Origin of the sequence: Hymenobacter sp. DG25B (assembly GCF_000801315.1) — a bacterium.
Lineage (GTDB): Bacteria > Bacteroidota > Bacteroidia > Cytophagales > Hymenobacteraceae > Hymenobacter.
Genome location: NZ_CP010054.1, coordinates 3046671 through 3066760, shown reverse-complemented (window position 1 = coordinate 3066760; position 20090 = coordinate 3046671). Strand labels below are relative to the sequence as shown.

The following is a 20090-nucleotide window of genomic DNA, read 5'->3' as shown; positions in this document are numbered from 1 at the left end:
TTCTGGCAACAGGACAGTACTACGTTGTTTTCCAATAGGGAAAACAAACGTTCTTTGACGTAGTGTAACGAGTAAGAAAAAGTAACAAAGAGTGATTAACCTATGGTTAGTCACCCGAGCCCTCTCTAGCAATAGAGAGCTACAAGAAGTAAGCAAGGGCACACGGGGGATGCCTAGGCTCTCAGAGGCGATGAAGGACGTGATAAGCTGCGATAAGGCCAGGGGATGGGCACATACCAATTGATCCTGGCATTTCCGAATGGGGCAACCCCTTACAGTGAAGCTGTAAGACTTCGTGCATTTAGCACCAAGGGCAAACCCGGGGAACTGAAACATCTAAGTACCCGGAGGAAAAGAAAATAACTAATGATTCCCCAAGTAGTGGCGAGCGAACGGGGACTAGCCCAAACCAGGGTGGTTACGGCCACCGTGGGGTTGTAGGACCACAACATCTGATTATCTAATCTTAGCTGAACGACGTGGGAAAGTCGGCCATAGACGGTGAGAGCCCGGTAAGCGACCTGATTAGGTACGGTAGTGGATTCCTGAGTAGGGCGGGACCAGAGAAATCCCGTCTGAATCCAGCGGTACCATCCGCTAAGGCTACATACTCCTGAGAGACCGATAGTGAACTAGTACCGTGAGGGAAAGGTGAAAAGAACCGGGAATACCGGAGTGAAAAGAACCTGAAACCGTGTGCTTACAAGCGGTCGGAGCCCTTTAGTGGGGTGACGGCGTGCCTTTTGCATAATGAGCCTACGAGTTACTCCTCTCTGGCAAGGTTAAATGCGTGGACGCATGGAGCCGCAGCGAAAGCGAGTCTGAATAGGGCGCAGAGTCAGAGGGGGTAGACGCGAAACTTTGTGATCTACCCATGGGCAGGGTGAAGGTTGGGTAAAACCAACTGGAGGCCCGAACCAGTTTCCGTTGAAAAGGATTTGGATGACCTGTGGGTAGGGGTGAAAGGCCAATCAAACTGAGAAATAGCTCGTACTCCCCGAAATGTATTTAGGTACAGCGTCGAGGTGAAGTTTCCAGGAGGTAGAGCTACCGATAGGACTAGGGGGTGTCACAGCCTACCGAATCCTGACGAACTCCGAATGCCTGGAAATATACTCGGCAGTGAGGCTTGGGGTGCTAAGGTCCCAGGCCGAGAGGGAAAGAACCCAGACCATCCGCTAAGGTCCCTAAATTCGGACTAAGTTGAACAAAGGAGGTCCAGTTGCTTTGACAGCCAGGATGTTGGCTTGGAAGCAGCCATTCATTTAAAGAGTGCGTAACAGCTCACTGGTCGAGCGACAGGGCATCGATAATACGCGGGCATCAAGTCCGGTACCGAAGCGATGGATTCATACTATGTATGAGTGGTAGGGGAGCATTCTAGCAGCGGTGAAGGTATCCTGTCAGGGGTGCTGGAGCGGCTAGAAAAGCAAATGTAGGCATGAGTAACGATAAGGCAGGTGAGAAACCTGCCCGCCGATAGACTAAGGTTTCCTGCTCAACGCTAATCGGAGCAGGGTTAGTCGGGACCTAAGGGTAAGCCGAAGGGCGAACACCGATGGACAGCTGGTTGATATTCCAGCACTTATTGAGTAGAGTGATGCAGTGACGCAGAAGTGAAAGTACCGCGGGCGGACGGAAGTGCCCGTTAAAGTGCGTAGGTATTAGGACAGTAGGCAAATCCGCTGACCTAGCTGAAACATGATAGTACCCCACGGCTTCGGCCACGGGGATAGTGTACCTAATCAGACTGCCAAGAAAACCTGCTAAGCGTTTACTGCTCGATAACCCGTACCGCAAACCGACACAGGTAGTCAAGGAGAGAATCCTGAGGCGCTCGAGTGAATCATGGCCAAGGAACTCGGCAAAATGGTCCTGTAACTTCGGGAGAAGGGACGCTTCCTTGCAGCAATGCAAGAAGCCGCAGTGAAAAGGCCCAGGCGACTGTTTAACAAAAACACATGGCTTTGCGAACGCGCAAGCGGAAGTATAAGGCCTGACACCTGCCCGGTGCCGGAAGGTTAAGAGGGGAACTTAGTCGCAAGGCGAAGGTTTGAATCGAAGCCCCGGTAAACGGCGGCCGTAACTATAACGGTCCTAAGGTAGCGAAATTCCTTGTCGGGTAAGTTCCGACCTGCACGAATGGTGTAACGATCTGGGCGCTGTCTCAGCCATGAGCTCGGTGAAATTGTAGTCTCGGTGAAGATGCCGAGTACCCGCCACGGGACGGAAAGACCCCGTGCACCTTTACTATAGGTTGACATTGACGCTGGGTAACACATGTGTAGGATAGGTGGGAGGCTATGAGCCCGCGGCGCCAGCCGTGGGGGAGCCAACGTTGAAATACCACCCTTGTGTTGCTTGGTGCCTAATCTTGAAAGGGAGACAGTGTCTGCTGGGTAGTTTGACTGGGGTGGTCGCCTCCAAAAAAGTATCGGAGGCTTTCAAAGGTCCGCTCAGTACGCTTGGTAACCGTACGCAGAGCGCAATAGCAGAAGCGGGCTTGACTGTGAGGCCTACAAGCCGAGCAGGGTCGAAAGACGGATATAGTGATCCGGTGGTTCCGCATGGAAGGGCCATCGCTCAAAGGATAAAAGGTACGCCGGGGATAACAGGCTGATCTCCCCCAAGAGCTCATATCGACGGGGAGGTTTGGCACCTCGATGTCGGCTCGTCACGTCCTGGGGCTGGAGAAGGTCCCAAGGGTTCGGCTGTTCGCCGATTAAAGTGGCACGCGAGCTGGGTTCAGAACGTCGTGAGACAGTTCGGTCCCTATCTGTGGTGGGCGTTGGATATTTGAGAGGACCTGTCCTTAGTACGAGAGGACCGGGATGGACCAGCCGCTAGTGCACCGGTTGTGGCGCCAGCTGCAGCGCCGGGTAGCTACGCTGGGATGAGATAAGCGCTGAAAGCATCTAAGTGCGAAACTCACCTCAAGATGAGATATCCCATACTAAGAGTCGTGGTAGATGACCACGTTGATAGGCACTAGGTCTAAAGCTAGAAATAGCACAGCCGAGGTGTACTAATGACTCGAACGCTTCTTGTCAGTAAGCTCAACTCCTTTTTCTTACCCGTTACCTGCGTCAACGATTTGACAGTTTGCGTTTCACGTATTACTGACACCTTAATGGTGGCTTTAGCACGGGTGTTCACCTCTTCCCATTCCGAACAGAGCAGTTAAGCCCCGTAGCGCCCATGGTACTGCCTTCACCGGCGGGAGAGTAGGTCGCCGCCAACCTTATTTTTCGATACCCCTCCTGCGACTTTGTGCTGCGGGAGGGGTATCGTCGTTTTACCACTTCTCCGTGCCCGCGCCCGGCCACCAGGAAAGCGCCCGGCGTCTTTGTCAACTCTTCCCTTTTCAGCTATTGTTCTTGGAGACCCAAAGGCCAATGAGCTATGCAGCAAGCTATGGCCAAAATATAAAGCGCCCACGGACCTTCGTTTTCGTGGGCGCTTTAGTTTAAGACTACAAGGGTTATGTTACTTCAAGGCTTACCTATATTAATGTACTTTGGGTTTAGGTAGTCCAGAATGTATTTACTTCATTCCTTTGTATTTGTATTGAGCTTTGTTTCGTTGTTACCCTCCAAAGTTAATGGTACTAGGGTGCTTCTAACAACGGGAAGCTCAGCCCTAATTTGTGTCTCTCTTTACCCTAAGATTCGATTCTTATGGCTTTAGTATATCCTTGGTTTTTAATAGGTCTGCTTTCGTTAGCCATTCCTATAGCTATACATTTCTTTGAACTTCGGCGGGTTCAACGTATTGCTTTTACCAATGTTAGCTTCATTCGGGAAGTAAAGCTTATTTCTGCGCGACAACGAAAGCTTCGGCATCTCTTGGTCCTTCTGGCCAGGCTTAGTTTTTTATTTTTTCTGGTTCTACTATTCTGCCAACCTTTTATTCCAGCCCCTGAAAGGGTGACCATAGATTCTACCTCTATTGGTGTTTTAGTAGATACTTCCCCTAGCATGCAGGCGCACACCATCGGGGATGCGCTTTTATTGGATAAAGCAGTTGAACTTGGTAGTAGTTTGACTTCGGCTTTGTCGCCAACTGCTCAGTTTTATCTTCCTTCTGTAAATTCTCAGCCTCTTAGTCCAACTTCATATAAGGAGCAGATTGAGAAGTTGGCTATTTCGGGTCACAACTTAGGTTTAACAACGGCTATAAATCAAACCCGGCGAGGACATTCGGCTTATAAGCAACTATTTCTTTTCTCCGATTTTCAGAAGTCTTCTTTAGCACCGAATTTCCTGGCTTCAGTTGATTCTACTCAGCAGGTATATCTGGTTCCCATTCGGCATCAGGCATCAGCTAATGTTTATGTAGATAGTGTCATTCTGGAGGATGCCTTCGTTCGGACAGGCGTTGATATTCCTATCAAAATCCGACTGAGAAATGGAGGGAGTGAAGGTGCGGTGGGTGTCCAGGTAAAAGTATTCATTGGGCAGCAGCAGGTTAGTGCGTATCAGGCTGATATACCGGCTGCGGGTATGGTCATTAGCACAGTTCGGGTTCGACTTAAAACTACGGATATACAGCAGTGCAGAATTCAGTTAGATGACGAGCCTATTTCCTTCGACAATACATATTACTTCACGCTACAGCCTTCTACCCGGATTCGTATTGTCGATATAGCTGCTAGGCAAACGCCGACCCAACAGGTATATGGCAATGAACCGCTCTTTGATTACTCTTTTTCCTCCTCCGATAGAATTAACTATCAGGCAGTTGCTGGTGGCAATTTGACGGTGGTGCAGGAGCTGACGCAGGTTCCCAGCGGATTGGTGGCAGCCCTTAAGCGCAATGTTTCGCAAGGTGGTAGTGTGTTGATTATCCCTTCGGCAGACGTTAAGGCTCGGGCTTCTTATGACCGTTTGTTTCGCGAGCTGGGTGTTGGCTTCATTCAGTGGAACTCGGGTTCAGCGGGAACACCTGTTCAACGGGAGCTAGCCGCGCCAAATCAGCAGAATCCGTTTTTTCGGGAGGTGTTTGCCAAGCAGAGCCGCCCGGGCAGCATGCCGAAGGCAGCGCCGGTACTGCGTTGGGCTCGTTCCGGGCAGGATATTCTTAAAATGCGGGACGGGGATGGTTACCTGGCGGAATTTCCAAGTGGAGCAGGCAAAGTATACGTACTGGCGGCACCGCTGCAGGGAGGTTTCTCTGACTTTAGCAGCCATGCTTTATTTGTGCCGGTGATGTATCGGCTGGCAATGCAGAGCTATCAGGCTACCCAATTACCGGCCTATCGGCTAACGCAGGGAAGTGTGACGCTGCCGGTTCCGACTGCGTCAAGAACGAATATAGCAGATAAGGCCATATTCAAGCTGCAGCAGGATAGTAATACGTTTATTCCCACGCAGCGTGTACAAGCGGGTGAACTGGTGCTGACAGTGCCGGCCGGCATGAAGACGCCTGGCTTTTATACTCTTACCCAACAGGGCCGGCCGGTTACTACGCTGGCTTTCAATCAGGATAAGCGCGAATCGGAACTGGCCAGCTACTCCGTGGAAGAACTGCGGCAGCTGATAGGAACTACGCATCCGAATATACATTTATACGATGTAAACGAGGGGCAGTCGGTAGCGGCGCAGTACAAGGCACAGCGGGTGGGTACGCCTCTGTGGCAATATTGCCTGGCAGCTGCCTTGGCCTCTCTGCTCTTGGAGGTGTTGCTATTACGCTTTTGGGGCAAACCAAAGGAAGCTGCTGTGCAGCCTGTATCCGTAGCCTAGATGCCGTATTTGCGGAAAAGCCTCTATCTTTCCGCTTTCCGTATTTGCCCGTGTCCACTACGCTTTCTTTTTCCCAGCGCATTCTGCGTACCGCCCTGCTTTTTGGCGTAGGCGTAGGGTTGCTGTCTCTGCTTTGGTTGTTATATCTGTATGTAGCCGGGCATAATCCGTACGGGCCTAAACGGCTGATGTCTACGGTGTTGCTGCCTTTTGCCGCCGTACTGTGCCAGTGGTATGTGCGGCGTTATTTCCAGCCTAACGGCCCTGGGCTGGTGCGGGCGGTTTTAACGGGTATTATAACCGTAGTATTAGCATCTGGTATTTCCGCAGTAGGGCTGTATGGTTTCGCCCGCTCAGCCGGGCCGGAGTTGATTGAAAAAAATGGGGCTGAAATGCGCGCTATTTTGCAAGCCGGGAAGGGTATTTATCTAAAGCAGCGGGATGGTGCCAGGCGCTTTGCCTTGGAAGAAAAAGCTTTGCAGCATAACCCCCAGCCCAGTGAGCTGGCCCTGGATGAGTTTTACAAAAAGTTGATATTAGGAGTATTGTTTGTATTGCCGGGAGCCGTTTTCTTCCGGAAATAAGTGCGCATTCCTTTCTTTCTCTCCTCACCAAAACCATCTTATGGAAAACACTGCTACTACCGTTACCCCTGCTTCCGTTGGTATTCGCTATGGCGTATTAACGGGCCTGGTGTCCATCATCTACTCCTTCATTCTGCTGGTTGCCCATCAGGAAGGAAACACGCCACTGGGGCTTCTGGCCTTTGTAATTTGGATTGGTGGTATCTGGATGGCGCATAAGTATTTCAAAGCCAACAACGAAGGCTTTATGTCCTACGGCCAGGGCCTGACCATTGGCATAGTTCTCTCGCTGGTATCTGGCATAATGGGCGCTATTTTCCGCTACATCTACATGGAGTTTATTGACCCCGCTGCTATGCAGCGCGGCATGGACTTAGCCCGCACCAAGCTAGAAGCACAAGGCAACCTGAGCGACGAGCAGATCGATCAAGCCGTTGCCATGTCGCAGAAATTCAGCGGTGGCCCCATGGGATTGGCCATAGCCATTGTGAGTGCCGTGGTTATTGGGCTGATTCTTTCCCTGATTATTTCTGCCATCACTAAAAATACCCGTCCCGAGTTTGAGTAAGCGTTTGCCGCAGCATTTCCCCGTTGAGCTGTCTATTGTTATTCCCCTGCTCAACGAAGCCGAGTCATTGCCGGAACTCACGCGGTGGATTCACCGCGTGCTTTCCATGCATGGGCTCACCTATGAAGTTATTCTGATAGATGATGGCTCTACCGATGCCTCCTGGGAGGTAATCGAGGACCTGTCGCAGGATGACATTCACTTGCGCGGCATTCGCTTCAACCGGAACTACGGTAAGTCGGCGGCCCTGAATGTGGGCTTTAAAGCTGCCGTAGGCCGCGTAGTATGCACCATGGACGCCGACCTGCAGGACTCGCCGGAAGAGCTGCCCGACCTGTACCAGATGATTACCCACGATGGGTACGACCTGGTAAGCGGCTGGAAGAAAAAACGCTTCGACCCGCCCAGCAAAACCATTCCCACTAAGCTCTTTAACGGCGTTACGCGCTGGATTTCCGGCATTCAGCTGCACGACTTTAACTGCGGACTGAAAGCCTACAACTACCGCGTGGTGAAGGCTATTGAAGTGTACGGGGAGATGCACCGCTACATTCCGGTAATTGCCAAATGGGCCGGTTTCCGGCGCATTGGCGAGAAGGTGGTGCAGCACCAGGAGCGCAAATACGGCGTCACCAAGTTTGGCCTGGAGCGGTTTGTCTACGGCTTCCTGGATTTGCTCAGCATCACCTTTGTGAGCCGGTTCCGGAAGCGGCCCATGCACTTCTTTGGGACGGTGGGCATGCTTTCGTTCTTAACGGGTATTCTGATTACGCTCTGGCTGGTGGGGGAGAAGGTGTACCTGGCATCCCAGAACCTGAAAGCCCGCGACGTCACGGATCAGCCTCTGTTTTTTCTGGCTCTGGCCGCCGTTATTGTCGGCGTGCAGGTGTTTGTGGGTGGGTTTCTGGCCGAAATGGTGCAGCTAAACGGCCCCCGTAAGAACCAGTATCTGGTGCGGGATAAACTGAATCTGGAATAGCTAAGCCAGGGTAATTTATTGACCTGAGGGTGTGCTTATGAGAGTCGTTATCATCGGTCCTGCCTATCCGTTGCGGGGTGGTTTGGCCACCTACAATGAGCGCCTGGCGCGGGCTTTCCGCGAGGCCGGCGACGAGGTGCGGCTGGTAACGTTTTCCCTGCAGTACCCCAACTTTCTGTTTCCCGGCCAAACGCAGTTTAGCACCGAGGCGGGCCCCGCCGACCTGGATATTGATGTCAGCATTAACTCCGTAAACCCGCTTTCCTGGCTGCGGGTAGGCGAGAAGCTGCGCCGGGAAAAGCCGGATCTGGTGATTTTTCGGTTCTGGCTGCCCTTTATGGGGCCCGCGCTGGGGTTCATTGCCCGCCGCATCCGCCGCAACCGGTACACGCGCATTGTGGCCATTACCGACAACGTAATTCCCCACGAAAAGCGCCCCGGCGACCGGCCCCTCACGCGGTACTTCCTCTCCGCCTGTCACGGCTTTGTCACCATGTCGCGGGCCGTGCTGGCCGATTTGCGCCTGCTGCATTTCAAGCAGCCCGCCCGCTACCAGCCGCATCCGCTCTATGATAACTTCGGCCCCCTGAAATCCAAAGCCGAAGCGCTACGGGCGTTGGGGCTGGATGACAAGTTTGGCTATCTGCTGTTTTTTGGGTTTATCCGCGCTTACAAGGGGCTGGATATATTGCTGGAAGCTTTTGCCGATGAGCGGCTGGCGCGCCTGCCAGTGAAGCTGATAATAGCCGGCGAGTTCTACGAGGACTCCGCACCCTACGAAGAACTCATTCAGAAACATAACCTGGCCAGCCGCCTCGTGCGCGCCACTGATTTCATTCCCAATGAGAAGGTGGTAGACTACTTCTGCGCGGCCGATATGGTGGTGCAGCCCTACAAAAACGCCACCCAAAGCGGTGTCTCGCAGATTGCCTATCACTTTGAGCGGCCCATGCTGGTAACGGACGTGGGCGGCCTGGCCGAGCTGATTCCCAACGGCGAAGTGGGCTACGTGGTAAAGCCCACGCCCAAAGCCATTGCCGATGCGCTGGTAGATTTTTACGAAAACCAGCGCGAGGCCGAGTTTACCACGGGAGTTTGGGAGCGGAAAAAGCAGTTCTCCTGGAGCGAGATGGTGCACGCCCTGAAAGACGTGGCAGAAGTCAGAGCTGTTGGCTGAAGGCTATCAGCTGATGGCTTTTCCGGCCGGCAAGCTCGCCCTCACCGCTTCAAACACCTTGTCCGCCGGTAAGTCCTCCATGCAGCTGGTGCCCAGCTTACACGTTCCCCGGTAGAAACAGACGCACTTGCGGTCAGGCTGCACCAGCTGGCCGCGGCCATAGAGGTCGAATTCGTAGGGGTTGAAGATGTTGTTCATGAGCACCGTAGGCTTCTGCAGGGCTATGCTGATGTGCATGGCCATGGTCACCTGCGTTACAATGAGGTCCATCTGTTGCATGAGGTTGATGAACTGCTCCAGTGGGAATGTGCCCATGTAAGTAGCGCCGGTAGTAGCCTGTAAGCGCCGGTTGCGCGCATCTTCGGCAGTGCCCCCAGCAGCACCGGGGCGTAGCCAGCCTGCTGCAAGTGGGTTATCAGCGTCACCCATTTCTCATCTGACCACAGGCGCGTGGTCCACCGGTCGCCGCAGCCGGTGTTCAGGCCGATGCGGGGCTTGCCCGTGGGCAGCGCCGACCAATCGTAGCCTTTGTCCTGGTGGTTGTCGAATACATATTCTTCGCCCCGGAATTCGTAGCCGCACAGCTCAAAAATCTCCTGCACGTAGGGCTTCTGATTCTGTTGGCTGAGCTCATCAAACACGCCGGTGAGGAACTTATGGTTGGCCAGCGTATTGCCGGGCCAGGCCACGCCATTAGGGTGCAGCGTGTACCCAAATTTCTGTGTAGCTCGGATAGAGTCGTGCAGGGCGCAGGCCTCTTTGTCTTTGTCGAGGTTAAATAGAATATCAAACTCCCGCGCCTGCAGATGCAGGACGGAGGTCAGCTCCAGCTTCAGCACCTCATCAATTTCTCCCTGGGGCAGAATGGCCGGCGTGAGCGTGAGCCAAGTGATTTTGGCCGCCGGATATTCCTGCCGCAGCCGCCGCAGCAGGGGCGTGGTCCGGATAACGTCCCCAATGGCCCCCAGCTTGATAATCAGAATGCGCTGCAGCACGGGCGCGTACACGGGGCAGCTGCCGCACTGATAGCCGTGTTCTTTATTCGGGCGGCAGGGAATATCACCGCGAAAATGGCGGCAGTCGGGATGAACGGTGATGCCGTTAAGCTCGGGCATTGGGAGAGTATTTTGGGCTGAAAGGAAGCCCTACTTATCAAAGGGAGGGAAGCCGACTTTTACCAGGGGGCTAGATGCCCACGTAGTTCAGCGGCGTAATAGCGCGCAGCTCCGCTTTCACCGCATCACTCACATTCAGCGTGCCGATAAACTCGCTGATAGTTTGCTGCGTGATGGGGCCGTGCGTGCGCGTGAGGGCCTTAAGGGCGTTATAAGGGTCAGGGTAGTTTTCGCGACGCAGAATGGTCTGGATGGCCTCGGCCACTACCGGCCAGTTGGCTTCCAGGTCGCGGCGGAGGGCTTCCTCGTCCAGCGCCAGTTTATCCAGGCCGCGCTGCAGAGCCGTGAGGGCAATAAGCGTATGGCCCAGCGGCACACCTAGGTTACGCAGCACGGTGGAATCGGTCAGGTCGCGCTGCAGGCGGCTGATGGGCAGCTTGGCCGCCAGGTGCTCCAGCACGGCATTGGCCAGACCCAGGTTGCCTTCCGCATTTTCAAAATCGATGGGGTTCACCTTGTGCGGCATAGCCGAGGAGCCCACTTCGCCGGCTTTAATGGTCTGGCGGAAATAACCCATGGAAATGTATTGCCACACGTCCCGCGCCAAATCAATAAGAATGGTGTTGAGGCGCTTCAGGCCGTCGCAGAGGGCGGCTAGGTGGTCGTAGTGCTCAATCTGGGTGGTGGGGAAGGAGCGGTGCAGGCCCAGCCGGTCCTGCACGAAATGCTGCCCAAACGCATGCCAGTCGATGTTGGGGTAAGCTACGTGGTGGGCGTTGAAATTGCCGGTGGCACCACCAAACTTGGCCGCGAAGGGCACCTGGGCCAGTAGATCTACCTGGGCATCCAGGCGGGCTACAAATACCTGTACTTCCTTACCCAGGCGGGTAGGGGAAGCCGGCTGCCCGTGGGTGCGCGCCAGCATAGGCACGGTGGCCCAGGAGGTAGCCCGGTCAGCCAGCTGGTTGCGGACGTTGGCGTAAGCGGGCAGCAGCACCTTCACTACGGCGTGCTGCAGGCTGAGCGGAATGGCGGTGTTGTTGATGTCCTGGGAAGTGAGGCCGAAGTGAATGAACTCCACGTATTGCTGTAGGCCCAGTGACGAGAATTTATCCCGCAGGAAGTATTCCACAGCCTTCACATCGTGGTTAGTTACCTTTTCGTGGGCTTTTACGGCCTCGGCATCCTCAGCCGAAAAATCAAGGTAGATCTGGCGCAGGGCCCCGATAACTTCCTCGGAAATCGACTCCAGCTGGGGCAGCGGTAGCTGGCGCAGCGCAATAAAGTACTCCACTTCCACCAGCACCCGGTAGCGAATCAGGGCCAGCTCAGAAAAGAAGGCGGCCAGCGGCGCTGTTTGGCGACGATAGCGCCCATCCAGCGGCGAAACGGCGGTGAGAGCGGAGAAAGAAGTCGTATCGGTTGAGGCAGACATGCGTATAGAGAAGTTGGACCGGTAGGCCAAAGGTAAGGAATGCCCGCTCTGCCCGACAGGGCACGCAATGCTTTTCACTACCTTTGTCCTCCGAGCGGCACCGGGTTCGGCATGAATCTGGCTAGCCCGGTCGCAACTTCTCTCCTCATGTTTGCGCGTGACTTCAACTACGAAAAAAAGAATAGCCATTGCCCTGGGTAGCCTGGTGGTGCTGTTAGCATTGGCTTTGGGTATATTTCTTCTCAAGCGCCAGGAGCTGTTGCAGTATGCGCTGCGGCAGGTAAAAGCCAAGGTGGAAGCCAAGTACCCCGTTACGCTGGCCCTGGGCCCAGCCCGGTTTGTGGACCTGAATACCGTGCAGATTGATGGCGTGAGCCTGGTGCCCACGGCCCGCCCTGATACGCTGCTGCAGGCCCGTCGCATCAACGCTTCTATCAGCTTGAAGTCACTGTTTGCCCGGCGCCCCGTGTTTAGCGGCCTGCAGATTGACAGCGCCCGCCTCACGGCGCACAAAACCGCTACGGCGGATAACTACTCCTTCCTCTTCAAAAAACAGAAGACCACCGTGAAGCGGGATACCACGCAGGGCGCTAACTATGGCCTGATGGTAAACCAGCTGCTGGAAACGGTTTTCGACAATATTCCCGGCGAAGCCGACTTCCGCAGCTTTCTGGTGACCTACCGCAGCCCGGAGCATACGGCAACCATCACTATGCCGCGCTTCGCTATTGAAGACGGAGACCTGCAGGGCCAGCTGACGGCGGATATCGACTCCGTGGTGAACCGTTTTGGCCTGCAGGGCCACGTAGAGCCCGGTGATTATTCCCTCACGGCCAATGTATATGGCTTGGATGGGCGCCCGGTGGTGATGCCCTACGTGCAGCGCCGCTACGGAGCCCGGGTTCAGTTTGATACCGTGCGCGTGAGCCTCACGGGCAAAGACCTGAACAATGATGAGCTGACGGTAAAAGGCACGGCCTGGGCGCGCAACTTTGTGGTGCACCACCCCAAGCTGGCCGACCACGATGTGCGCTTCCCCCGCGCCGGCATTGATTATGTAGCCACGCTGGGTAAAGCCTACGCCGCGCTGGAAAAAGGCACTAAAGTAACCCTGAACCAGATGGAAGTTTTCCCCCAGCTGAGCGTGCGTAAGCTGCCCCGCAACAAGCGGGTAATTGGGGAAAGCAATGGCGTGAAGTCGCGGGATGAGATGCTGGCCGGCCTGCAGGTGAAAGCCCTGATTGAGTCCGGCGAAACACCCGCCAACGACTTTTTCAATGCCTTGCCGGAAGGCATGTTCAGCACCCTGGAAGGCATGCAGGGCGAAGGCACCTTGACTTACCGTCTCAGCGCAGATCTGGACATGAATAAGCTGGACAGCCTCAAGTTCAATTCCTCGCTGAAAGGCAAAAACTTCCGGATTACGCGCTTTGGCCGCGAAGACCTGAGCAAGCTGAATACGCCTTTTTGGTACACCGCCTACAATGATAAAGGCGACTCCATTAAGACCTTCCAGGTAGGCCCGCCCAATCCCAAGTTTGTGCCTTTCAATCAGGTAGCACCTACCCTGAAATATGCTATTCTGACGGCAGAAGACCCGCGTTTCTTCACGCACAAAGGCTTTATGGAAAAGGCTTTTGTGAAGTCCATTATTCAGAATATTAAGGAGAAGCGTTTTGCCCGGGGCGGCAGTACGCTTTCTATGCAGCTGGTGAAAAACGTGTTTCTGACCCGTCAGAAAACCGTGACGCGTAAGATTGAAGAAGCGCTGATAGTGTGGCTGATTGAAAACACGCACATCTCCACCAAAGAACGGATGATGGAAGTGTACCTGAACATTATTGAATGGGGCCCCAAGATTTATGGGGTGAAAGAGGCCGCGCAGTTCTATTTCGACAAGCAGCCGGCTAATCTGAGCTTATCCGAAAGCCTGTATCTGGCCAGCATTATTCCACGGCCCAAGTACTATAAAAACGGCTTTAATCAGTACGGGGAGATGATGAGTAGCGCCCGCTACTTCCACCGCCTCATTGCGCAGCTGATGGCCCGCAAAGGCTACATCTCGCAGGCAGACTACGAAGGCCTGGGTTACCACCTGAACTTCAATGGCCCGGCCCGTAAATATATTGTGCGGGCCGTGCGGGACACCGTACGCACCGTATCGCCCGCCGACTCGGCGCAATTTGAGCCGCTCAACCTGATAGACCTGCTGGGCGGCGGCCAGGACGAGGGCGTGAATACCAACGTGCCGGAAACTACGGAGCCACCGGCCCCGCCCAAGCAATAGCCAGCGTACATACTTCATAAAAAAGCCCCACCGGCCATGGCCAGTGGGGCTTTTTTATGAAGTATGGTTTGGGTTACAGGCTGGAATCATCCGCCGAGTCATCGGCCGTAGGTAGCTGCAATTCTTCCTTGGCCTTGGGCAGCAATAGCGACAGCACCACCGACATCAATAAAATAAAGCCCACCACCCCGAGAGAAATGGCCATGGGCAACTCGTAGAGCTCCGATATCAACAGCTTCACCCCGATAAAAATGAGGATTAGTGACAGGCCATAGTGCAGGTAGTGGAACAGACGCATGAGGCCTTCCAGCGCAAAATAAAGTGCCCGCAGGCCCAGCAGGGCAAACACGTTAGAGGTAAACACAATGAACGTGTCGCGCGAGACGGCCAGGATAGCCGGAATGGAATCGGCCGCAAAAACTACGTCGGTAGTTTCTACCATCACCAGCACCACAAACAGAGGCGTGGCGAACAGCAGCTTTTCCTTGCGCACGAAAAACTTGCCGCCCTCCAGCTTGCTGGTAATGGGCAGGTGGCGGCTGAGAAATTTCACTACCGGGTTAGCATCGGGGTCAATTTCCGGCTCCCCGGCCGAGGTGGCCATTTTAACGCCGGTGTAGACCAGAAAAGCCCCCAGCACATACAGCAGAAAGTGGAACTTGGCCAGCAGGGCCGCCCCGGCCAGAATAAAGACGGCCCGCAGCACCAGCGCCCCAATAATACCCCAGAACAGGATTTTGTGCTGGTATTCCTGCGGTACCCGGAAGTAGCTGAAAATGAGTAAAAAAACGAAAAGGTTGTCGACGCTCAGCGACTTTTCAATGAGGTAGCCGGTGAGAAACTCCAGGGCCGGCTGCTTGCCCATGGTGCGCAGCACCAGGTAGTTGAACGACAGGGACAGCAGGATCCAGAAGGCACTCCAGCCCAGGGCCTCGCGCATTTTTACTACGTGGGCCTTGCGGTTGAACACGAGCAGATCGAGCAAGAGCATTGCCAGCACAAAGGCAACAAAGGCAACCCAAAACAGGGGAGTATTTTCCATGCAACGGCATCAGGAACCACACAAGAGAGAACCCCTCGGGTAAGGGGGTAAAGCCCCTACCGTGTTTCGGGCGCGGAGGTTGCGGCCGTAGCCGAAACGGGGAGGGCGGGCGCGGGGTAACGGTCGAAGCGGCGGAACCAGCTGCTCACCTTCATTTGAATTACCCCCAGCAAAGCTTCCTTAAAGATACCCTTGCTCATTTTAGACGCGCCCCGGGTACGGTCGGTGAAGATAATGGGCACTTCCTGAATGCGGAAGCCATATTTGTAGGCCAGCCACTTCATTTCAATCTGGAAGGCATAGCCGATAAACCGGATCCGATCCAGCGGAATAACCCGCAGCACCTGCGCCGTGTAGCACTTGAAGCCGGCCGTGGCATCCATAATAGGCATGCCCGTAATAAAGCGCACGTAGGCCGAGGCAAACCAGGACATAAGCACCCGGTTCATGGGCCAGTTTACCACGTTCACGCCGTGAATGTAGCGGGAGCCAATGGCCATATCCTGGCCCTCCTGGGCGCAGGCCTCATACAGGCGGATCAGGTCTTCGGGGTTATGCGAGAAGTCGGCGTCCATCTCAAACAGGTAGGCATAGCCGCGGCTAAGCCCCCATTTAAAACCGTGCAGATACGCCGTGCCCAGGCCCTGCTTGCCGGCGCGCTCCTCCAGAAACAAACGTCCGGGAAACTCGGTCTGCAGGTCGCGCACAATCTGAGCGGTGCCATCGGGCGAGCCATCATCGATGATGAGGACATCGAATGGCTTGGGCAACGAAAACACTTTGCGAATAATGAGCTCAGCGTTTTCCCGCTCGTTGTAGGTCGGTATGATAACGAGCGAGTCGTTCATATTGGTCAAATATAGCAGTTCAGCGGGTTTTGCCCGCCGAAATCTTTTCGGCGGTTTGGCGGGCGTAGCGGATGCAGTCGGGCACGGATACCCCCGCCTGCCAATTAGACACCACCTCTACCCCAAATGTTGCCAGCCGGGCCGCAGCTTCGCGGGCTGGCAGGATGCGCTCATCAAACTGCGGAATAGCCCGTTCCCACACAAAGCGCCGCTGCCACTGGGGCCGCTCGGCCCGGATGCCGTATAGCCGGCGCATTTCCTGGTGTACTTTCAGCAGCATCTCGGTTTCCGGCTCGTGGGCCGCTTCCTGGGAAAGAGCTCCGCCCACAAACGTGGTAAACAACACCTCGTCGGCGGGGCAGCGGTCCGGGAAGAGGGAACTGCTCCAGATGCTGCCGGCTGCGTAGGCGCCCTCTATTTTGGGATGCAGGGCCCCAAACCCTTGCAGCGGATGCTGCACATCGGCCCGGCGGTAAGCAGTATGCACGGCACACATGGTGGGGTAATAAACCGGGCGAATGGCCGCCGCCTCCGTGGGAAACAGATTTGCCAGAATATCCGCCGTAACGGCCGTGGGCAGGGCTATTATCACCCGGTCGTAGGCGCGGTCGGAGAAGGCGCCGCTGGGCGTGTCCACGTGGAAGCGGCCGTCGGCGTCGCGGGTGATTTCCCGCACGGGCTGGTGCAGGAACAGATGGCCGGCCAGCTGGGCCGCCAGAGCATTGGTGAGAGTATTCAGGCCATTGCGGAGCGAAATGGTACGGCGGCGCTGGCCGGTGCCGGTTTTGGCCAGGCCGCGCAGCACGGAGCCATACTGCTGCTCCAGCTCGGCCAGCCTGGGAAAGGTAGCCTGGAGGAGAAGCTGGTCCGGGTCGCCGGCATAAATGCCTGATACAAATGGATTAACGGCGTAATCAACGATTTCCTGATTGAAGCGGCGGCGAAAAAAGACGGCAATCGTCTCCCGGAGGTTTATGGGGCCCGCCGGCCGGAACAGCTCCTGCAAAATTGCCAGTTTGGCTTTCAGGCTGAAAAAACCAGACAGCAGCAACCCCTGGGGTGAGCCGGGCAGCTTACGGTAGCGCCCGCCGCGCAGCACGTAGCGGTTGGCGCTGGTGGCGGCCGGTTCCTGTATTTGGGAGGTGAGGTTAAGGTCCTGTAGTAGCTGCTCCAGCTCGGGGGAGAGCAGCAGGGAGTTAGGCCCCAGCTCTACCAGATAAGGGCCTTCGCGGCGGGTGCGCATAGTACCGCCCGGGTCGTCATTGGCCTCAAACAAATCAAACGAAATGCCTGCCCGGTGCAGGTAGTAGGCAGTGGTGAGGCCGGTGATACCGCCACCCAGGATTGCGATGCGCATATTCAGAAAAACAGACTCGGAAGGAGGCCGCAAATTACGCCCATACCCCGCAGGAATCAGTAGTTTTGACCCAATGAATGAGATGAAAACTTCGCCTATTACCCTTAACAAAGCCGTGTTCCTGGACCGCGACGGAGTCCTGAATGCCGAAATAGGCCACTACGTATGGCGCCCGGAAGAATTTGTGGTGCTGGCAGGGGTACCTGAGGCCCTGGCGCGGCTGAAAGCGGCGGGCTACTATTTAGTAGTAGTTACCAACCAGGCTGGTATTGCGAAGGGCCTGTACACGGCCGCTGATGTACATGCCTGCCATCAGAAGCTGCAGGACGCCTGCGGCCACCTGATAGATGCTTTTTACTTTGCCCCGGGGCACCCATCAGTTTCGGAATCGTTGATGCGAAAGCCGGATTCTCTGATGCTGGAGAAGGCTATGGCCCGGTTTCAGCTGGACCCTGACCAGTGCTGGATGGTAGGAGACAGGCTGCGTGATATAGAAGCCGGCGCCCGCGTGGGAGTGGCGGGTATTCTGATTAACGACACCGAGCAGGTAGAATACACCCGCGCCGCGCCCAACTTATTAGCTGCTACTGACCTGATTCTGGCCCAATAGGATTCAGCTTTCATAACAGGCCCGGCTACAAAGGTAAAGCCGCCTTCCGGGTTACGGAGAGGCGGCTTCTCTTATATGGGGGTAGATGCAGCTATTGCTGCTCTGAAGGAGGAAGCTGGCTGGTGGCGGCCACCGGCGAAGCTACCTGCGTGGCAGGCTTAACTTCCGAATAAGCCGGGCATTTGGTCTTGCATGACGCCAACCCCGCTAATCCTACAACTGTCAATAGCAAAACTTTTTTCATGCTTAAGTGCAAAAAAAGAATGAATGGATAAAGGCTTAATATGCGTGGAAAGCGCCTCTTAACTCAAAGTAACGCAAGATTTTGCTTTCAAGTATGTAGTTGGCTCATTATCTAAAAAAGTCAATAAAAAAGCCGGTTTCCTGAATACACAGGAAACCGGCTAAAAATTCCAGTTATAGAAAAATTACTGGTGGCTAACGGGGGTAGCAGTGCTGGCCATAATGGGAGATGAAACGCGGTTGGCAGCTTTCGTGCTGCTATAGGCAGGGCACTTGCTTTTATTGCAGCTAGCCAGGGACAACGTGGCTACCGAGGCCAGCAGTAGTAATTTTTTCATAACGAAGAGGCAGAAGTAGAAAAATGGAGAAAACGAAGATACCAAAAGTACAGCTTAGCGGCGGCCGTACCAACAGCCGCCGCAGAATTGCTTACGAGGTATAGCCCAGAATACGCATCATCGACTCGCCGGTTTGCTCCTCGGCAAACACGTAATCGGTGAGGGTGCCGTCCTCGGCGCGGTCCAGAATTACCATTTTAGGAGCCGGAATCAGGCAGTGCTTCACGCCGCCGTAGCCGGAAAGGCTTTCCTGGTAGGCACCCGTATGGAAAAAGCCCACGTACAGGGGCTTTTGATCCACGGGTTTACGCTCGGGCAGGAATACCTGGTATATGTGCTTTTCGGCATTGTAGTAATCCTGCGAGTCGCAGGTGAGGCCGCCGAGCTGAATTTTCTTGTACTTCTTCTCCCAGCCATTCACGGCCAGCATAATAAAGCGCTGGTTCAGGGCCCAGGTATCGGGCAGGTTGGTGATGAAGGAGCCGTCAATCATATACCACAGCTCCTTATCATTCTGCAGCTTCTCATCCAGAATAGAATAGATAACCGCCCCTGACTCACCCACGGTGAAAATGCCAAACTCCGTGAAGATATCCGGCTCCGGCACACCTTCTTCCTGGCAGATGCGCTGCACCGTGCGCAGCACTTCCTCAATCATATAAGGATAGTCGTACTCCGGCTGCACCGAGGTCTGGATGGGCAGGCCGCCGCCAATATCGATAGTAGTGAGCGTAGGGCACACCTTGCGCAGCTCCGTGTACTTATGCACAAAGCGGCTCAACTCCGACCAATAATAGGAGGTATCCTTGATGCCGGTATTGATGAAGTAGTGCAGCATGGTGAGCTCAAAGCGCGGGTCGTCTTTGATTTTCTGCTCATACAGCGGAATAGCATCGGCGTAGCGGATGCCCAGGCGCGAGGTGTAGAACTGGAAGCGCGGCTCCTCATCGGAGGCCAGGCGCATGCCCACGTTGCACTTTTCGCGCACGTTGTCGTGGTAGTAGTCGGCCTCGTTGGGCGAGTCCAGAATAGGCATGCAGTTCACAAAACCATCATTAATGAGGCCCGTGATTTCGCGCTTGTATTCTTCCGTTTTGAAGCCGTTGCAGATAATATAGGTATCCTTCGAGACCTTACCCTTCTTGTGCATGGCCCGGATGATGCTGATATCGAACCAGGAAGAGGTTTCGATGTGTACATCATTCTTCAGCGCTTCTTCTACTACAAAGCTGAAGTGCGAGGCCTTGGTGCAGTAAGCATAGGAGTAGCGGCCTTTGTAGCCGGTTTTCTCAATGCCGTCGGCAAACCACTGCTTGGCGCGCTGAATCTGGCTGCTGATTTTGGGCAGATACGTGAGGCGCAGCGGGGTGCCGTGCTTCTCAATCAGGGCCATCAGGTCAATGTCGTGGAAGCGCAGCTCGTTGCTTTCCACATGAAACTCGGGGGTGGGCCAGTCAAAGGTCTGGCTGATGAGGTCGTGATAAGTATCCATTCAGGGAAGGAGGGAAGGAAAGAGGCGTTGAGTAAGTGGTGTCTGTCAGCCTGCGAGCGGAGGACTTTAGCGCGCCGGAGCGGTTAATACCTGGTGGTAAAACCAGCCATTAAAAGTCTTTCGCCTGCTTCGGCTGACAGATAAAAAATAGGAAGCATTAATGTTCAGCTTGACTATTTCTTAACATGACAGCTTTTGCCGAACTTGCGTGGGCAAAGATACCCCGCCCGCGGGGTTTTGGTTGTGCTTTGTTCGTTGGTTGCGCCGGAAG

The 20090-nt window shown here is 54.8% G+C and carries 15 protein-coding genes and 2 rRNA genes; 9 read left to right on the top strand and 8 right to left on the bottom strand.

What is annotated here, in order from left to right; genetic code table 11:
* The first annotated feature begins 142 nt into the window (after window positions 1-142).
* From PK28_RS13200 to PK28_RS13170, 7 genes are all read left to right on the top strand, one after another.
* A 23S ribosomal RNA gene (locus PK28_RS13200) occupies window positions 143-3049 on the top strand.
* A gap of 80 nt (window positions 3050-3129) precedes the next feature.
* Window positions 3130-3241, top strand: a 5S ribosomal RNA gene (gene rrf / locus PK28_RS13195).
* A gap of 436 nt (window positions 3242-3677) precedes the next feature.
* Window positions 3678-5744 (top strand): BatA domain-containing protein, encoded by a 2067-nt coding sequence (locus PK28_RS13190; RefSeq protein WP_071885151.1) that lies wholly within the window; start codon window positions 3678-3680, stop codon window positions 5742-5744.
* A gap of 50 nt (window positions 5745-5794) precedes the next feature.
* On the top strand, window positions 5795-6328 hold the full coding sequence (locus PK28_RS20760) for a DUF4199 domain-containing protein (protein ID WP_197070416.1): 534 nt from the start codon (window positions 5795-5797) through the stop codon (window positions 6326-6328).
* Window positions 6329-6368: 40 nt separating this feature from the next.
* The gene (locus PK28_RS13180; RefSeq protein ID WP_044514545.1) at window positions 6369-6896 is read left to right on the top strand and encodes a DUF4199 domain-containing protein; all 528 of its coding nucleotides are present in this window, start codon (window positions 6369-6371) and stop codon (window positions 6894-6896) included.
* Between the two features lie 4 nt (window positions 6897-6900).
* Window positions 6901-7875, top strand: a complete 975-nt coding sequence (locus tag PK28_RS13175; RefSeq protein WP_231576157.1) for a glycosyltransferase family 2 protein — start codon at window positions 6901-6903, stop codon at window positions 7873-7875.
* Window positions 7876-7912: 37 nt separating this feature from the next.
* Window positions 7913-9052 (top strand): glycosyltransferase, encoded by a 1140-nt coding sequence (locus PK28_RS13170; RefSeq protein WP_044514539.1) that lies wholly within the window; start codon window positions 7913-7915, stop codon window positions 9050-9052.
* Window positions 9053-9058: 6 nt separating this feature from the next.
* Here PK28_RS13170 and PK28_RS20485 read toward each other — a convergent pair whose 3' ends face one another.
* The 3 genes from PK28_RS20485 to purB all read right to left on the bottom strand — a co-directional run bounded on the left by PK28_RS20485 (window position 9059) and on the right by purB (window position 11602).
* A complete protein-coding gene (locus PK28_RS20485) occupies window positions 9059-9367 on the bottom strand; it encodes a glycosyltransferase family 9 protein (RefSeq protein WP_231576156.1) in 309 nt (102 codons plus the stop codon).
* Window positions 9307-10167: a glycosyltransferase family 9 protein gene (locus tag PK28_RS20975; RefSeq protein ID WP_048826023.1), complete on the bottom strand. Its 861-nt coding sequence runs from the start codon at window positions 10165-10167 to the stop codon at window positions 9307-9309. The genes PK28_RS20485 and PK28_RS20975 overlap by 61 nt, the downstream gene beginning before the upstream one ends.
* 70 nt (window positions 10168-10237) lie before the next feature.
* Window positions 10238-11602 carry an adenylosuccinate lyase gene (purB, locus tag PK28_RS13160; protein WP_044514537.1) on the bottom strand — a complete coding sequence of 455 codons (1365 nt, stop codon included), beginning with the start codon at window positions 11600-11602 and terminating at the stop codon, window positions 10238-10240.
* A gap of 157 nt (window positions 11603-11759) precedes the next feature.
* Between purB and PK28_RS13155 the strand changes: the two genes are divergently transcribed.
* Entirely contained in the window at window positions 11760-13889 is a 2130-nt protein-coding gene (locus tag PK28_RS13155; RefSeq protein WP_156126385.1) for a biosynthetic peptidoglycan transglycosylase, read from the top strand.
* Window positions 13890-13962: 73 nt separating this feature from the next.
* Here the strand turns inward: PK28_RS13155 and PK28_RS13150 are convergent, their stop codons facing one another.
* Genes PK28_RS13150 through hemG form a run of 3 tightly spaced genes read right to left on the bottom strand, consistent with a single transcriptional unit; the run spans window position 13963 to window position 17136 of the window.
* Window positions 13963-14931, bottom strand: coding sequence for a TerC family protein (locus PK28_RS13150; protein WP_044514535.1), 969 nt, complete (start codon window positions 14929-14931; stop codon window positions 13963-13965).
* Window positions 14932-14987: 56 nt separating this feature from the next.
* A complete protein-coding gene (locus tag PK28_RS13145) occupies window positions 14988-15779 on the bottom strand; it encodes a polyprenol monophosphomannose synthase (protein ID WP_044514532.1) in 792 nt (263 codons plus the stop codon).
* Between the two features lie 19 nt (window positions 15780-15798).
* Complete coding sequence (gene hemG / locus PK28_RS13140) at window positions 15799-17136, bottom strand: protoporphyrinogen oxidase (RefSeq protein WP_044514529.1); 1338 nt, start codon at window positions 17134-17136, stop codon at window positions 15799-15801.
* Between the two features lie 73 nt (window positions 17137-17209).
* On the opposite strand from hemG, the gene PK28_RS13135 reads away from it, so the two are divergent.
* Window positions 17210-17746: a D-glycero-alpha-D-manno-heptose-1,7-bisphosphate 7-phosphatase gene (locus PK28_RS13135; RefSeq protein ID WP_231576155.1), complete on the top strand. Its 537-nt coding sequence runs from the start codon at window positions 17210-17212 to the stop codon at window positions 17744-17746.
* Window positions 17747-18174: 428 nt separating this feature from the next.
* On the opposite strand, the gene PK28_RS20480 is transcribed toward PK28_RS13135, so the two are convergent.
* Window positions 18175-18327 (bottom strand): hypothetical protein, encoded by a 153-nt coding sequence (locus PK28_RS20480; protein WP_156126384.1) that lies wholly within the window; start codon window positions 18325-18327, stop codon window positions 18175-18177.
* Window positions 18328-18418: 91 nt separating this feature from the next.
* A complete protein-coding gene (locus PK28_RS13130) occupies window positions 18419-19819 on the bottom strand; it encodes a type III PLP-dependent enzyme domain-containing protein (RefSeq protein ID WP_044514527.1) in 1401 nt (466 codons plus the stop codon).
* Window positions 19820-20090: the final 271 nt, after the last annotated feature.

Excerpts from the sequence above, each read along its gene's own strand:
- PK28_RS13190 (WP_071885151.1), top strand. The coding sequence starts at position 3,678 with ATGGCTTTAGTATATCCTTGGTTTTTAATAGGTCTGCTTTCGTTAGCC.
- PK28_RS13180 (WP_044514545.1), top strand. The coding sequence starts at position 6,369 with ATGGAAAACACTGCTACTACCGTTACCCCTGCTTCCGTTGGTATTCGC.
- PK28_RS13170 (WP_044514539.1), top strand. The coding sequence starts at position 7,913 with ATGAGAGTCGTTATCATCGGTCCTGCCTATCCGTTGCGGGGTGGTTTG.
- PK28_RS20485 (WP_231576156.1), bottom strand. The coding sequence starts at position 9,367 with ATGGGCACATTCCCACTGGAGCAGTTCATCAACCTCATGCAACAGATG.
- PK28_RS20975 (WP_048826023.1), bottom strand. The coding sequence starts at position 10,167 with ATGCCCGAGCTTAACGGCATCACCGTTCATCCCGACTGCCGCCATTTT.
- purB (WP_044514537.1), bottom strand. The coding sequence starts at position 11,602 with ATGTCTGCCTCAACCGATACGACTTCTTTCTCCGCTCTCACCGCCGTT.
- PK28_RS13150 (WP_044514535.1), bottom strand. The coding sequence starts at position 14,931 with ATGGAAAATACTCCCCTGTTTTGGGTTGCCTTTGTTGCCTTTGTGCTG.
- PK28_RS13145 (WP_044514532.1), bottom strand. The coding sequence starts at position 15,779 with ATGAACGACTCGCTCGTTATCATACCGACCTACAACGAGCGGGAAAAC.
- hemG (WP_044514529.1), bottom strand. The coding sequence starts at position 17,136 with ATGCGCATCGCAATCCTGGGTGGCGGTATCACCGGCCTCACCACTGCC.
- PK28_RS13135 (WP_231576155.1), top strand. The coding sequence starts at position 17,210 with ATGAATGAGATGAAAACTTCGCCTATTACCCTTAACAAAGCCGTGTTC.
- PK28_RS20480 (WP_156126384.1), bottom strand. The coding sequence starts at position 18,327 with ATGAAAAAATTACTACTGCTGGCCTCGGTAGCCACGTTGTCCCTGGCT.
- PK28_RS13130 (WP_044514527.1), bottom strand. The coding sequence starts at position 19,819 with ATGGATACTTATCACGACCTCATCAGCCAGACCTTTGACTGGCCCACC.